At 71.0% G+C, this 14,114-nt stretch carries 15 protein-coding genes; 1 reads left to right on the top strand and 14 read right to left on the bottom strand.

What is annotated here, in order from left to right; all coding sequences use genetic code 11:
• Positions 1-203 precede the first annotated feature (203 nt).
• Positions 204-704 carry a transcriptional regulator BldD gene (gene bldD, locus OG625_RS31715; protein WP_007263032.1) on the top strand — a complete coding sequence of 167 codons (501 nt, stop codon included), beginning with the start codon at positions 204-206 and terminating at the stop codon, positions 702-704.
• A gap of 171 nt (positions 705-875) precedes the next feature.
• Here the strand turns inward: bldD and nusB are convergent, their stop codons facing one another.
• The 14 genes from nusB to OG625_RS31645 all read right to left on the bottom strand — a co-directional run bounded on the left by nusB (position 876) and on the right by OG625_RS31645 (position 14,111).
• Positions 876-1,307, bottom strand: a complete 432-nt coding sequence (gene nusB / locus OG625_RS31710; protein ID WP_329387827.1) for a transcription antitermination factor NusB — start codon at positions 1,305-1,307, stop codon at positions 876-878.
• Between the two features lie 2 nt (positions 1,308-1,309).
• A complete protein-coding gene (gene efp / locus OG625_RS31705) occupies positions 1,310-1,876 on the bottom strand; it encodes an elongation factor P (protein WP_329387825.1) in 567 nt (188 codons plus the stop codon).
• A gap of 59 nt (positions 1,877-1,935) precedes the next feature.
• On the bottom strand, positions 1,936-3,042 hold the full coding sequence (locus OG625_RS31700; protein WP_329387823.1) for an aminopeptidase P family protein: 1,107 nt from the start codon (positions 3,040-3,042) through the stop codon (positions 1,936-1,938).
• 322 nt (positions 3,043-3,364) lie between these two features.
• Positions 3,365-4,255 carry an AAA family ATPase gene (locus OG625_RS31695; protein ID WP_443067814.1) on the bottom strand — a complete coding sequence of 297 codons (891 nt, stop codon included), beginning with the start codon at positions 4,253-4,255 and terminating at the stop codon, positions 3,365-3,367.
• A gap of 55 nt (positions 4,256-4,310) precedes the next feature.
• On the bottom strand, positions 4,311-4,751 hold the full coding sequence (aroQ, locus tag OG625_RS31690) for a type II 3-dehydroquinate dehydratase (protein ID WP_329387822.1): 441 nt from the start codon (positions 4,749-4,751) through the stop codon (positions 4,311-4,313).
• Entirely contained in the window at positions 4,748-5,839 is a 1,092-nt protein-coding gene (aroB, locus tag OG625_RS31685) for a 3-dehydroquinate synthase (RefSeq protein WP_329387820.1), read from the bottom strand. The genes aroQ and aroB overlap by 4 nt, the downstream gene beginning before the upstream one ends.
• Positions 5,836-6,318 (bottom strand): shikimate kinase, encoded by a 483-nt coding sequence (locus OG625_RS31680; protein WP_329391142.1) that lies wholly within the window; start codon positions 6,316-6,318, stop codon positions 5,836-5,838. Before OG625_RS31680 ends, aroB begins: the two co-directional genes overlap by 4 nt.
• A gap of 50 nt (positions 6,319-6,368) precedes the next feature.
• Positions 6,369-7,553 (bottom strand): chorismate synthase, encoded by a 1,185-nt coding sequence (gene aroC, locus OG625_RS31675; protein ID WP_329387819.1) that lies wholly within the window; start codon positions 7,551-7,553, stop codon positions 6,369-6,371.
• Positions 7,554-7,713: 160 nt separating this feature from the next.
• Positions 7,714-7,902 (bottom strand): hypothetical protein, encoded by a 189-nt coding sequence (locus OG625_RS31670; protein WP_329387818.1) that lies wholly within the window; start codon positions 7,900-7,902, stop codon positions 7,714-7,716.
• Positions 7,903-7,936: 34 nt separating this feature from the next.
• Positions 7,937-8,761, bottom strand: a complete 825-nt coding sequence (locus OG625_RS31665) for a shikimate dehydrogenase (protein WP_329387816.1) — start codon at positions 8,759-8,761, stop codon at positions 7,937-7,939.
• 6 nt (positions 8,762-8,767) lie between these two features.
• On the bottom strand, positions 8,768-10,537 hold the full coding sequence (gene mltG, locus OG625_RS31660) for an endolytic transglycosylase MltG (RefSeq protein WP_329387814.1): 1,770 nt from the start codon (positions 10,535-10,537) through the stop codon (positions 8,768-8,770).
• A gap of 78 nt (positions 10,538-10,615) precedes the next feature.
• Complete coding sequence (gene ruvX, locus OG625_RS31655) at positions 10,616-11,086, bottom strand: Holliday junction resolvase RuvX (protein WP_030387206.1); 471 nt, start codon at positions 11,084-11,086, stop codon at positions 10,616-10,618.
• Between the two features lie 2 nt (positions 11,087-11,088).
• Entirely contained in the window at positions 11,089-13,758 is a 2,670-nt protein-coding gene (alaS, locus tag OG625_RS31650; protein WP_329387810.1) for an alanine--tRNA ligase, read from the bottom strand.
• Entirely contained in the window at positions 13,758-14,111 is a 354-nt protein-coding gene (locus tag OG625_RS31645) for a DUF6167 family protein (RefSeq protein ID WP_329387808.1), read from the bottom strand. Before OG625_RS31645 ends, alaS begins: the two co-directional genes overlap by 1 nt.
• Between the last annotated feature and the right edge of the window lie 3 nt (positions 14,112-14,114).

The following is a 14,114-nucleotide window of genomic DNA, read 5'->3' as shown; positions in this document are numbered from 1 at the left end:
CACGGGGCTGGGGCGCGGGGGCGCGCACGGGGCTCCTGGGACGCCTCTTGAGGGGGCGATGGAGACCATTCGGCTTGACGCACCCAAGTAACGCTGCGTAACCTCACAGTGAGTTACCAGCCGCGCGGCGGAGCCGCACGTGGTCATGTTGTATGTCGTCACAGCGTCCATGTCGTCACAGCGTCACAGCGTCCGGGAGCGTTATGTCCAGCGAATACGCCAAACAGCTCGGGGCCAAGCTCCGCGCCATCCGCACCCAGCAGGGCCTCTCCCTTCACGGTGTCGAGGAGAAGTCCCAGGGCCGATGGAAGGCCGTGGTGGTCGGTTCTTACGAGCGCGGGGACCGCGCCGTGACCGTCCAGCGCCTTGCCGAGCTGGCGGACTTCTACGGGGTTCCGGTGCAGGAACTGCTGCCCGGCACGACTCCCGGCGGGGCTGCCGAGCCGCCGCCGAAGCTGCGCCTCGACCTGGAGCGCCTGGCGGGCGTGCCCGCCGAGAAGGCCGGCCCGCTCCAGCGTTACGCGGCCACGATCCAGAGCCAGCGCGGCGACTACAACGGCAAGGTGCTGTCCATCCGCCAGGACGACCTGCGCACGCTGGCCGTCATCTACGACCAGTCCCCCTCGGTCCTGACCGAGCAGCTCATCAGCTGGGGCGTCCTGGACGCGGACGCCCGTCGTGCGGTGGCCCACGAGGACATCTAGTCCGGCCAGTCCCAGCAGAAACGTTTACCGGCGGGTGCCGGGAGTCCGAGAGGCTCCCGGCACCCGCCGTTTTGCGTCTGCCCCACCGGAGCAGCCATGGCCAAAGCAGCAAAGCGGAGGGGCCGCAGCGAAACGCTGCGGCCCCTCCGCTCGACCGAAACCCGCCGGAGGCTACTCGCCTCGGCGCAGGCTCGGCTTCAGGTCCTTGAAACGGGCCAGCAGCCCGTTCACGAACGAGGGGGACTCGTCCGTGGAGAACTCCTTGGCCAGCTGGACGGCCTCGTCGATGGCCACGGCGTCCGGGGTGTCGTCCACCCAGATCAGCTCGTAGGCACCGAGCCGCAGGATGTTCCGGTCCACGACCGGCATGCGGTCGAGGTCCCAGTCCACGGCGTAGGTGACGATCAGGTCGTCGATGCGGTTCACCTTGTTGGCGTAACCCTCGACGAGATCCATCGTGAAGGCGCTGACCGGCGGCTGCCGGTCGTCCGACCGCGCGTGGCGGATCCAGTCCGCGAGGACCTCGCGCACGGGCACCCCGCGCTGGTCGGCCTCGAACAGGATCTGGAAAGCGCGCTTGCGCGCGTTGCTCCGGGCAGCCACGGTTAGCTGTTCACCCGGCCGAGGTAGTCGCTGGTGCGGGTGTCGACCTTGACCTTCTCGCCCGTGTTGATGAAGAGCGGGACCTGGATCTCGTGGCCGGTCTCCAGCGTCGCGGGCTTGGTGCCACCGGTGGAGCGGTCGCCCTGGACGCCCGGGTCGGTGTGCTGGATGACGAGCTCGACGGCGGCCGGGAGCTCGACGTAGAGCACCTCGCCCTCGTGCTGCGCGACGGAGGCCGTGCGGCCCTCGATCAGGAAGTTGGCGGCGTCGCCGACGGCCTTGCGGTCGACCATCAGCTGGTCGAAGGTCTCCTCGTCCATGAAGACGAAGTAGTCGCCGTCCATGTACGAGAACTGCATGTCACGCCGGTCGATCGTGGCGGTCTCGACCTTCGTGCCGGCGTTGAAGGTCTTGTCGACGACCTTGCCGGAGAGCACGTGCTTGAGCTTGGTGCGCACGAAGGCCGGGCCCTTGCCGGGCTTGACGTGCTGGAACTCGACGACGGACCAGAGCTGGCCCCCGTCGAGCTTCAGCACCATGCCGTTCTTGAGGTCGTTCGTGGAAGCCACGGTTGCGGAATCTCCTGCACTGGAAGACCACGGATGCGCGCACGGCCCGACGGTGCGGGCTAGAGCGCGAGCAGCTCCTTGGTCGTAATGGTGAGTAGCTCGGGACCGCCGTCCGCCTCGGGGCGTACGACGAGCGTGTCATCGATCCGGACACCTCCCCGGCCCGGGAGGTGAACCCCCGGTTCGACGGTGACCGGCACGCAAGCGTCCAGTTTACCCATTGCCGTAGGTGCAAGCTGCGGGTCCTCGTCGATTTCGAGGCCGACGCCGTGTCCGGTCCACGGAGCGAGAGCTTCCCCGTGGCCCGCGGAGTCCAGTACGGAGCGCGCCGCGTGGTCCACGTCCCGGTACGCGGCACCCGGCACCAGGGCCTCGCGGCCGGCCCGCTGGGCGCTGAAGACGAGGTCGTACAGCTCGATCTGCCAGTCGGCGGGAGTGGTGCCGATCACGAAGGTCCGGCCGATCTCGCAGCGGTAGCCCCGGTAGTTGGCGCCGAGGCAGACGGAGAGGAAGTCGCCCTCCTCGACCCTGCGGTCGGAGGGGCGGTGCCGGGAGCGGCCGGAGTGCGGGCCGGTGCCCACGGAGGTCGGGAACGCGGGTCCGTCGGCCCCGTGGTCGACGAGGCGCCGCTCCAGCTCCAGGGCGAGGTGCCGTTCGGTCCGTCCGACCAGGATGGACTCCAGCAGCTCGCCCAGGGCCTGGTCGGCGATCTCGGCGGCGATCCGCAGGCAGGCGATCTCCTCCTCGTCCTTGACGAGGCGCTGCTGCTCCACGGCGGCCCCGAGGTCCGCGAGCCGCAGTTTGGGCGCCACGGAGCGCAGGGCGCGATGGCGGCCGACGGTGAGGTGGTGCTCCTCCACGGCGAGGGAGTCCGCGTGGACGGCCGCCGCCATGTCCGCGGCCGCGACGGCGGGGTCGCCGCCGGTGCCCGTCAGCACGGAGAGTCTGAGCCGCTCGTCGAGCCGGCCCTCGTCCGACTCGCCGGTGGGTGGAGAGGCGCAGAACAGGACGTCCTCGGAGGGCCCGACGAACAGGACGGCGCCCCGCGGGGAGGCCCCGGAGAGGTAGCGGACGTTCGCCGGACGCGTGATCAGCGCGGCGGCGTTCCCCGCGGCGGCGCAGCGGTCGCGAAGCGTGCCGCGGCGGGCGGCGTACACGTCTGACATGTATCCGAGCCTAAGAGCGCCCCGCCCATCCGGCCCGGCGAGCGCGTCCGTCCGCGCGGGCGCCGCCACCCCCCGGGGGGCTGCCCCGACCCCGCGCCTCAATCGCCGCCGGGCTCAAAGACCGGGGCTCCGCCCCGCACCCCGCTCCTCAAACGCCGGAGAGGCTGGAATTGCCCTGCGGGCAATTCCAGCCGCGCCAAGCGGACGGCAGCAGCCAAATCCAGCCTCGCCGGCGTTTGAGGCGTGGGGGTCCCCCCGGACGGAGTCTGGGGGAGGGTCTGGGGCGGAGCCCCAGGAGCGGCGCCGCACCGGCATGACCCCGTCAGGCCAGCGCCCGCGCCAAGGCCTCGTCGAGGGCTCGGGCCGTGCCCTCCACGTCCAGGTGCGAGTTGTCGATGATCGGCAGGCCGGAGCCGTACCAGCCCGCCATCCGCCCGTGGATCCGGGCGACCTCCTCGTCGGAGAGCCGCCGGTTGCCGGAGCGCGCCGCGTTGCGTTCCAGGACGATCTCCAGCCCGGGCAGCAGCACCACCGGCAGCAGCGCCGGGCCGACGTGCCGTTTCCAGCCGCCGAGGCCGACCACGGGCCGGTCGGGGAAGACGGCGTCGTCGAGGATGCAGGAGATCCCGTTGGCCAGGTAGTTGCGGGCGGCGAAGCCGCAGGTGCGGCGGGCGAGGCGGTACTGGGCCTCGGAGTGCTCGTTCCAGCCCGCCTGCGGGTCGGCGAAGCCCGAGCAGACCCACTCGCGGACGTCGTCCAGGCTGATGTGGGCGGTCGGCACGGGCCGGGTGCTCGCCCAGTGCCGGGCGACGGTGGTCTTGCCCGCCCCGGCGGGCCCGATGAGCAGCACGGCGAGGACGGCCCCGCCGGTGCCCGCCACCGCGGGCGGGAGCGGGATGTGCCCGGTCGCCTCCGGCACCGGATGCACCGGATGCACAGGTTGTGCCTGATGGGCCGGATGCCCGGGCGGGCCCGGCTGCGGCAAGTGCGGGTGCGGGTGCGGACCCGGCTGGGCCGGGGGCGGCGGCTGGGCCGGGGGCGACCCCGGCCAGCCGTGCCCCGGAGGAACGGGCGGCTGCGGGGGCGCAGCCGGATGGTGCGCCGGAGATATCGGCGGCTGCGGGGGCGTCACCGGATGGTGCCCCGGCCGGCCGCCCCAGCCCGCGCCGCCCCCCATTGCCTGGTGCATCCGCTGCCACTCCGTCTCGTCCATCGACTGATGCGAGAACGTTATATGACCCGCAAGGCCGCGCCGCCCACCAGCACCGTCAGAGCGAGACTTCGTCCGCCAGCGCGCGCAGCGCCAGCCGGTACGACCCGATGCCGAAGCCCGCCACCGTACCCGTCGCCACGGCCGCGATGACCGAGGTGTGCCGGAACTCCTCGCGGGCGTACGGGTTCGAGATGTGCACCTCGATCAGCGGCGCGGTGCGCTGCGCGGCCGCGTCCCGCATGGCGTACGAGTAGTGCGTGAAGGCGCCCGGATTGATCACGACCGGGATCTTGCCGTCCGCGGCCTCGTGGAGCCAGCGCACGATCTGGCCCTCGTCGTTGGTCTCGCGGACCTCGACGTCGAAGCCGAGCTCCTCGCCCAGCGAGCGGCAGCTCTCCACCAGTCCGGTGTACGAGGTGGCCCCGTACACATCGGGCTCGCGCGAGCCGAGCCGGCCCAGGTTCGGCCCGTTCAGGACGAACACGCGGCGGCTCACGCTGACACCTCGCCGTACGCGGCGACCAGGTGCGCCGGGTCGGGGCCCTCCAGGACGGTCGGCTTGCCCAGCCCGTCCAGGACGATGAAGCGCAGCAGGTTGCCGCGGGACTTCTTGTCGAGCTGCATGGTCTGGAGCAGCTTGGGCCACTGGTCGCCGCGGTAGGTCAGCGGCAGGCCGACCGAGGCGAGCACGGCCCGGTGCCGGTCGGCCGTCGCGTCGTCGAGGCGGCCCGCGAGCCGGCCCAGTTCGGCCGCGAAGACCATGCCGACGGACACGGCCGCGCCGTGCCGCCACTTGTAGCGCTCGTTCTTCTCGATGGCGTGCGCGAGGGTGTGGCCGTAGTTGAGGATCTCGCGCAGCCCCGACTCCTTGAGGTCGCTGGAGACCACGTCGGCCTTGACCTGGATCGAGCGCACGATCAGCTCGGCGGTGTGCGGGCCGGCGGGCGTACGGGCCGCCTGCGGGTCCTCCTCGATCAGGTCGAGGATCTTCGGGTCGGAGATGAATCCGGCCTTGATGATCTCGGCGAGCCCGCTGACGTAGTCGTTGACGGGCAGCGAGTCCAGCGCCGCGAGGTCGCACAGCACACCGGCCGGCGGGTGGAAGGAGCCCACCAGGTTCTTGCCCTCGGCGGTGTTGATGCCGGTCTTGCCGCCGACGGCCGCGTCCACCATGGCGAGGACCGTGGTCGGCACGGCGATCCAGCGCACCCCGCGCAGCCAGGTGGCCGCGACGAAGCCCGCGAGGTCGGTGGTGGCTCCCCCGCCGACGCCGACGATGACGTCGGTGCGGGTGAAGCCGGACTGGCCGAGCGCCTTCCAGCAGTACGCGGCGACCTCGACGGTCTTGGCCTCCTCGGCGTTCGGCACCTGGATGGCGACGGCCTCGTAGCCCTGCCCGGCGAGGTCGTCGCGCAGTGCCTCACCGGTCGAGGCCAGCGCCTCGGGGTGGATCACGGCGACCCGCTGGGCCTTCGTACCGATCAGGGTGCCGAGCTCGCCGAGCAGCTGGTGTCCGACCAGCACCTCGTACGCGTCGTGGCCGGCACTCTCGCCGACCTGGATCCGCGTCACCTGGTCCGTCATACGTCCTTCAACTCCAGAGCGTCGAGGACCGCCTGGGCGACCTCTTCGGGGGTGCGGTCGTCGGTGGCCACCACGACGCGCGCGACTTCGGTGTACAGGGGTCGCCGGGCGTCCATCAGCTCGCGCCACTGGCGGCGCGGGTTGACGGCGAGCAGCGGGCGCGCGGCGCCGAGGCCCACGCGTCGTACGGCTTCCTCGACGTCCATCGACAGGTAGGCGACGGGCAGGCCGGCCAGCAGCCCGCGGGTGCCCTCGTCGAGGACGGCGCCGCCGCCGAGGGCGAGGACTCCGGTGTGCTCGGCGACGGCGGCGGCGACCGCCTGCCGCTCCAGCTCACGGAAGTACGGCTCGCCCTCGTCGACGAAGATGTCGGAGATCTCGCGGCCCTGGGCGGCGACGATGTCCGCGTCGGTGTCCCGGTAGGGGACGCCGAGCCGCTCGGCGAGCAGGCCGCCGACCGTGGACTTGCCGGAGCCCATGGGGCCGACGAGGACGACGACCGGTCCGGCGGATCCGTTCGGTCCGCCCGTCACCGGATCTGCAGGTTGTCGAGGTACGACTGCACGTTGCGGCGGGTCTCGGGGACGGAGTCGCCACCGAACTTCTCGACGACCGCGTCGGCCAGCACCAGGGCGACCATCGCCTCGGCGACGATGCCGGCGGCCGGGACGGCGCACACGTCGGAGCGCTGGTGGTGGGCCACCGTCGCCTCACCGGTGGCCACGTCCACGGTGGCGAGAGCGCGCGGGACGGTCGCGATGGGCTTCATCGCGGCGCGTACGCGCAGCAGCTCGCCGGTGGTCAGACCGCCCTCGGTGCCGCCGGAGCGGCCGGAGGTGCGCTTGAGGCCCTCGGGGGTGGAGACGATCTCGTCGTGCGCCTGGGAGCCGGGCACGCGGGCGAGCTCGAAGCCGTCGCCGACCTCGACCCCCTTGATGGCCTGGATGCCCATGAGGGCGGCGGCGAGGCGGGCGTCGAGGCGGCGGTCCCAGTGGACGTGCGAGCCCAGGCCGACCGGGACTCCGTACGCCAGCACCTCGACGACGCCACCGAGGGTGTCGCCGTCCTTGTGGGCCTGATCGATCTCGGCGACCATCGCCTTGCTCGCGTCGGCGTCGAGGCAGCGCACCGGGTCGGCGTCGAGCTTCTCCACGTCCGCGGGGGTCGGGTAGACGCCGTACGGGGCCTTGGCCGCGGCCAGTTCGACCACGTGCGAGACGATCTCGATGCCGGCGACCTCCTTGATGAAGGAGCGGGCGATCGCGCCGAGGGCGACACGGGCGGCGGTCTCACGGGCGCTGGCGCGCTCCAGGATCGGCCGGGCCTCGTCGAAGCCGTACTTCTGCATGCCCGCGAGGTCGGCGTGGCCGGGCCGCGGGCGGGTCAGCGGCGCGTTGCGGCCGGTGTCCTTGAGCAGCGCGGGGTCGACGGGGTCGGCCGACATGACCGTCTCCCACTTGGGCCACTCACTGTTGCCCACCATGACCGCGACGGGCGAACCGAGCGACAGCCCGTGCCGGACGCCGCCGATGAAGGTGATCTCGTCCTGCTCGAACTTCATGCGGGCGCCACGCCCGTAACCGAGCCGGCGCCGGGCCAGGTGGTCGGCCACCAGCTCAGTGGTGACCGGAACGCCGGCGGGAAGCCCCTCCAGCGTCGCTACCAGCGCCGGTCCGTGCGACTCCCCGGCGGTCAGCCAACGCAACCTGCTCAACGATGCTCCTCATGCTCGCGCCTGCTATGGCCACGGCGCGATCTGGGGGCCCCTCCCAGCAGTAGCTGGGGGAGTGCGCGGCCCGGACCGGCCGTACCCGATCCTCCCATGTCCGAGGGGGTATCAGGGGCCTCGGTCCAGCTATCGGACGCCTCGTCCGTCAGGTGAGCGGTGCGGAACGGCCGCGCAGCCAGCTGATCGCCGTCCACACGGCGACGGAAGCGATGATTCCGAAGATGATCACCTTGACCCAGTCGGGCAGGTTGGCGAACGCCATTCTGATCATGCCGCCGAGCACGAAGGGGAAGTCCCACCTCGACGCGAGCATCTCGGTGCCCGTCTGTTCCATGCCGCCCCCGTGATCGAATACGCAGGCGGGAAGCCTAACGGGCGGCCAGGGCCCGCTCTCCGGCGTCCCGCATGGCGGCGAGCGGGGCCGGGGTGCGACCCGTCATCTGCTCGACCTGGAGCACGGCCTGGTGGACCAGCAGGTCCAGCCCGCCGACGATCTTGCCGCCCCTGCGGTCCCAGGCCGCCGCGAGGGCGGTCGGCCACGGGTCGTACAGGACGTCGAAGAGGGTGCCCGCCCCCTCCGGCACGGAGGCGGCGAGGGCGTCCGTGGTGCCGGCCGGGGTCGTCGCGATCACCAGCGGCGCCGACAGTGCCTCGGCGGCCTCGGACCAGTCTGCCGTGCGGACGGTGACGCCGAGCCGCTCGCCCCACCCGCGCATCTCGTCGGCCCGGGCGCGCGAACGTACGTACGTCGTGACCTCGCCGGTGCAGATCCGCGAGAGGGCGGCGAGCGCCGAGGAGGCGGTGGCGCCGGCGCCGAGGACGGCGGCGGACGGCACCTTCTCGATGCCGCGCTCGTGGAGCGCGGCGACCATGCCCGGGATGTCGGTGTTGTCGCCGAGCCGGCGGCCGTCCTCGGTGAAGACGACCGTGTTGACCGTCTCGACGGACGCGGCCGTATCGCTGATCCCGTCGAGCAGCGGGATGATCGCCCGCTTGAGCGGCATGGTCAGCGACAGCCCGGCCCACTCGGGGCCGAGTCCGGTGACGAACCCCGGGAGCGCGGCCTCGTCGATCTCGAACCGGTCGTACGACCAGTCGTCGAGGCCGAGCTCCCGGTACGCGGCGCGGTGCAGCACCGGTGAGAGGGAGTGCTCGATGGGCGAACCCAGCACCGCGGCCCGTATCCGTGACATGTCCTGCTACCCGCCGTTCTTCTGCTTCTGCCGTGCCTGGAACTCGTCCACGAGCTTCAGGTGTTCGTCGTAGGTCTGGGTGAAGGTGGTCTTCTCACCGTCGACCGACACGAAGAACATCCAGCCTCCGTGATCGGGGTTGAGCGTAGCGGTCAGCGCGTCCGCTCCGGGGTTCCCGATCGGGCCGGGGGGCAGGCCTTCGACGTTGTGCGTGTTGTACGCGTGGACGAACTTCCTCGCCTCGCTGATGTTGAAGTTGAGGTCGCTCGTGCCCTTGATGTAGTTGTACGTCGAGTCGAATTCGATCTTCCGGTTGGTGACGTCGTTGGTCTTCTTGAGGCGGTTGTAGACCACCTCGGACATCTTCCGGAAGTCGTCGTGGTTCTTGCCCTCGGCGTTGACGAGGCTGGCGACCGTGACCACCTGGAGCGGATTCTCCAGCCCCAGGTCCTTGGCCTTGGACTCGATGCCCAGCTCCGAGTACTTGGCGGTCGCGTTCGCGACCATCTGCTTGAGCAGCGACTCGGGGGTGCTGTCCTTGCTGAGGTCGTAGCGCGCCGGGTACAGGAAGCCTTCGAGCGGGTCCATGATCTTCGGATGGTTGCCGGCCCAGGCCGGCAGTCCGAGGCTCTTGGCGTCGCGCAGGGCGATGTCCTTGGTGGTGCCCTCGGGCTTGCCCAGCTTCTTGTCGATCGCCGCGTACACCCTGGCGTTGCGCATGCCCTCGGTGACGGTGATGACGTTCAGCTTGGTGGGGTCGATCATCAGCGCGACGGCGGCCGCGGCCGACATCTTCTTCGGCATCGGGTAGATGCCCGGCTGGATGGACTTGCCCTTGGGGTTGGCGGTCGCGGCGTCCACGAAGGCCTGGGCGCTGGCGACGACACCGGCCTCCTTGAGGATCCGGCCCATCTGGCCCAGGCCGGCGTCCTTGGGGATCTCCACGTCGACGAGCTCGGTCGTGCCCTCGCCCGCGAAGTCCTCGGCGGCACCGAACTTGGCCTTGAGGTACGTGTAGCCGTAGTACCCGCCGCCGCCGACCACGCCGAGGATGACCACGGCGGCGATCAGGCAGGCCATACCACTGCGCTTCTTGGGCTGGCCGCCCTTGGACCGGCCGCCTCGGCGGCCGCCGGCGCCCCCGTCGTCGCCGTCCTCGTCGTCACCGTCCCCGCCGCCCGCGAAGAAGGAGTCGTCGGGCTCCTCGTCCTGCTGCTCGGGGAGCTGCCGCTCGAGGTGGCGGCGGCCCGGGGGCTGCGGCGGCGGGTAGGCCTCGTCCGTGGTGTAGAGGTCGGGGCCCTCGCCCGGGTAGCCGCCCGCGGGCTGCTGGGCGTACGGGTCCACGCCTGCGTACGGGTCGGCGGGCGCGGTGGCCATGTACTGGTGCTGCCCGGTGTCCCAGCCCTGGGAGTCGTACACGGGCTGCTGGGGGTGCTGGACCTGCTGCGGGTGCGGGGCCTGCTGCGCGTACTGCGGGGCGTAGCCCTGCTGGTGCCCTGGGTACTGCGGGTCCTGCACGTACTGCTGCTGCGGGTACTGGGCCTGCTGCTGCGCTTGCTGCTGGTACTGGGCCTGCTGCTGGTTCTGCTGATACTGGGCCTGCTGCGGGTACGGCTGCTGGTACTGCGGGTCCTGCGCGTACTGCTGCTGCTGCGGATCGTCGCCGTAGGGCACCTGTCCCTGCTGGGTCTGGTGCCCCGCCCATCCCTGGTCCCCGTACAGGGGATCCTCGGGATGCCACGGTTCGGAGCCGTGGCCCCGGCCATACTCAGTCATCGGTCCCCTAGAGCCGCGAGACGAAAACAACGGCTGTTCGAACGCCGTCTCATCGCGCGGAACGTTACCGTACCGCGATCAGACAACCACTTCGACGCACTCACCAGGCGGATTACCTGATACCCGTTCGGTCTCAAGAGCGTTCTGAAGGATCACCACAGCGGCCGCCTGGTCGATGACCGACCGGCCCTTCTTCGCGTTCTTCCCCGAGGCCCGCAGCCCCTGCGCAGCGGTGACCGTGGTCATCCGCTCGTCCACCAGACGGACCGTCACCGGCTTGATGCCCTTGGCGAGTTCGTTCGCGAAGACCCGCACCTTGGCCGCGGCCGGCCCCTCCCGCCCGCTGAGCGAGCGGGGAAGGCCGACCACCACTTCGAGGGGCTCGTACTCCTCCACGAGCTGCCGCAGCCGCCGGTGGGCGAAGGGGATGTCCCGGCCCGGGACGGTTTCCACCGGTGTGGCGAGGACCCCGTCGGGGTCGCACGAGGCGACCCCGATCCTGGCGTCCCCGACGTCGATGGCGAGCCGGCGGCCGCGGCGCAGAGTCATCGTCAGGCCGTCTCTACGACGAGACGCTCGACCGCGGCGATGGCCTCGGGCACGGCGGCCGGGTTCTGGCCGCCGCCCTGGGCGACGTCCGGCTTGCCGCCGCCACCGCCACCGAGGGTCTTGGCGGCCGTACGGACCAGGTCGCCGGCCTTGAGGCCGCGCTCGCGGGCCGCCTCGTTGGTGGCGATGACCGTCAGCGGACGGTCGTTGGCCACGGCGAAGAGCGCGACCACGGCCGGGCGGTCGCCAGGGATGCGGCCACGCACGTCGAGGACGAGCTTGCGCAGGTCGTCGGCGCCCGTACCGTCCGGCACCTGGCCGACGACGAGGGCGACGCCGTGGATGTCCTGGGCGTTGGCGGCGAGACCGGCGGCGGCCTGGAGGACCTTCTCCGCGCGGAACTTCTCGATCTCCTTCTCGGCGTCCTTCAGCTTGCCGAGCATGGAGGCGATCTTCTCCGGCAGCTCCTCCGGACGGCCCTTGACCAGCTCCTGGAGCTGGGCGACGACCGTGTGCTCCTTGGCGAGGAAGTTGTACGCGTCCACGCCGACGAGGGCCTCGACGCGGCGCACGCCGGAGCCGATGGAGGACTCTCCGAGCAGCTTCACCAGGCCGAGCTGGCTGGTGTTGCCGACGTGGGTGCCGCCGCACAGCTCCTTGGAGAAGTCGCCGATGGTGACGACGCGCACGCGCTCGCCGTACTTCTCGCCGAACTCGGCGATGGCGCCCTGCTTCTTCGCCTCGTCGATGCTCATGACCTCGGCGGTCACGTCGAGCTCGCGCGAGAGCACTTCGTTGATCTTCTGCTCGACGTCGGTGAGCACACCGCCGGGGACGGCGTTCGGCGAACCGAAGTCGAAGCGGAAGCGGCCGGGCGAGTTCTCGGAACCGGCCTGGGCGGCCGTCGGACCGAGGGCGTCGCGCAGCGCCTGGTGGGTCAGGTGGGTGGCCGAGTGGGCGCGGGCGATGGCCCGGCGGCGGTTGCCGTCGATGGCGGCGTACGCGGAGGCGCCCACCGTCACCTCGCCGACCTGGACGGTTCCCTTGTGCACGGAGACGCCGGGGACCGGCTGCTGGACGTCGCGGACCTCGATGACGGCGCCCGAGTCGAGCTTGATGCGGCCCTGGTCGGCGAGCTGGCCGCCACCCTCGGCGTAGAAGGGGGTCCGGTCGAGAACGACCTCGACGTCGTCGCCCTCGGAGGCGGCGGGCGCGGAGACACCGTTGACCAGCAGGCCCACGATGGTGGACTCGCCCTGGTTGGTGGCGTAGCCGATGAACTCGGTGACGCCGGAGCCGTCCGCGATCTCCCGGTAGGCGGACATGTCCGCGTGACCGGTCTTCTTGGCCTTGGCGTCGGCCTTGGCGCGGTCGCGCTGCTCCTGCATGAGGCGGCGGAAGCCGGTCTCGTCCACGGAGAGGCCCTGCTCGGCGGCCATCTCCAGGGTGAGGTCGATCGGGAAGCCCCAGGTGTCGTGGAGCAGGAACGCCTTGTCGCCGGCGAGGACCGTGCCACCGGCGGCCTTGGTCTCGGTCACGGCGGTGTCGAGGATGTTCGTGCCGCCCTTGACGGCCTTGAGGAAGGCCGCCTCTTCGGCGAGCGCGACGGTCTCGATGCGCTTGCGGTCGGTGACGAGCTCCGGGTACTGCTGCCCCATCGTGTTGATCACGACGTCGACGAGTTCCTGAACGACGGGACCCGTGGCGCCCATGAGGCGCATGTTGCGGATGGCGCGGCGCATGATGCGGCGCAGCACGTAGCCGCGGCCCTCGTTGCCGGGGGTGACGCCGTCACCGATGAGCATGACGGAGGTGCGGATGTGGTCGGCGACCACGCGCATGGACACGTCGGTGCCCTGGGCGGAGCCGTACTGCACCCCGGTCAGCTCGGTGGCCTTGTCCATGACCACGCGCAGGGTGTCGGTCTCGTACATGTTCTGCACGCCCTGCAGGATCATCGCGAGGCGTTCGAGGCCGAGCCCGGTGTCGATGTTCTTCGACGGCAGGTCACCGAGGATCGGGAAGTCTTCCTTCCCGTCGCCGGCGCCGCGCTCGTACTGCATGAAGACCAGGTTCCAGATCTCCACGTAGCGCTCGTCGTTGACGGCCGGGCCGCCCTCGACGCCGAACTCCGGGCCACGGTCGTAGTTGATCTCGGAGCACGGGCCGCAGGGACCCGGGACGCCCATAGACCAGAAGTTGTCCTTCTTGCCCAGGCGCTGGATGCGCTCGGCGGGGACGCCGATCTTCTCGCGCCAGATCTGCTCGGCCTCGTCGTCGTCGAGGTAGACGGTGATCCAGAGCTTCTCCGGCTCCAGGCCGTAGCCGCCGTCCGCCACGGAGCTGGTGAGCAGCTCCCAGGCGTACTTGATGGCGCCTTCCTTGAAGTAGTCGCCGAAGGAGAAGTTGCCGCACATCTGGAAGAACGTGCCGTGGCGGGTGGTCTTGCCGACCTCTTCGATGTCCGGCGTACGGACGCACTTCTGCACGCTGGTGGCGCGGGGGGCCGGGGGCTTGGTCTCGCCGAGGAAGTACGGCTTGAAGGGGACCATGCCCGCGTTGACCAGCAGCAGAGTCGGGTCGTCCGCGATGAGCGACGCCGAAGGGACGACGGTGTGACCGCGCTCCTCGAAGAAGCTCAGCCAGCGGCGGCGGATTTCAGCCGACTCCATCAGTGGTCCTCATTCCGGTTGTACGTAACCGCCGAGCGGTTCGATCGGTGGTTGGTCTTGTCGTTCTCGAGGGCCCGCAGTCGCCGGGGCCCGGGCAGGGCGGTGACGTTGTCGGGCCGGTCGGGGTCGCTGTGCAGCCCTAGTGCGTCGTTCAGCTCGTCCTCGCGCTGCGTCATTCCGGCCTTGACGTCGAGGGCGAAGTCCTTGAGGCGGTGCCCCGCCTCCACGGCCTTGTCGGCCGCCTGGGCGGCGAGGCTCTCCGGCGTCAGCTTCTTCAGCTTGCGGTTGACCTTGGTGGTGGCCCACACGCCGGCGGCCGCGCCGGCGGTGAACCAGAAGGCTCGGCGGAACATCGG

Source organism: Streptomyces sp. NBC_01351 (genome assembly GCF_036237315.1).
GTDB lineage: Bacteria > Actinomycetota > Actinomycetes > Streptomycetales > Streptomycetaceae > Streptomyces.
Note: the sequence above shows the minus strand (reverse complement) of the source record. Positions and strands in the feature narration are given on the sequence as shown.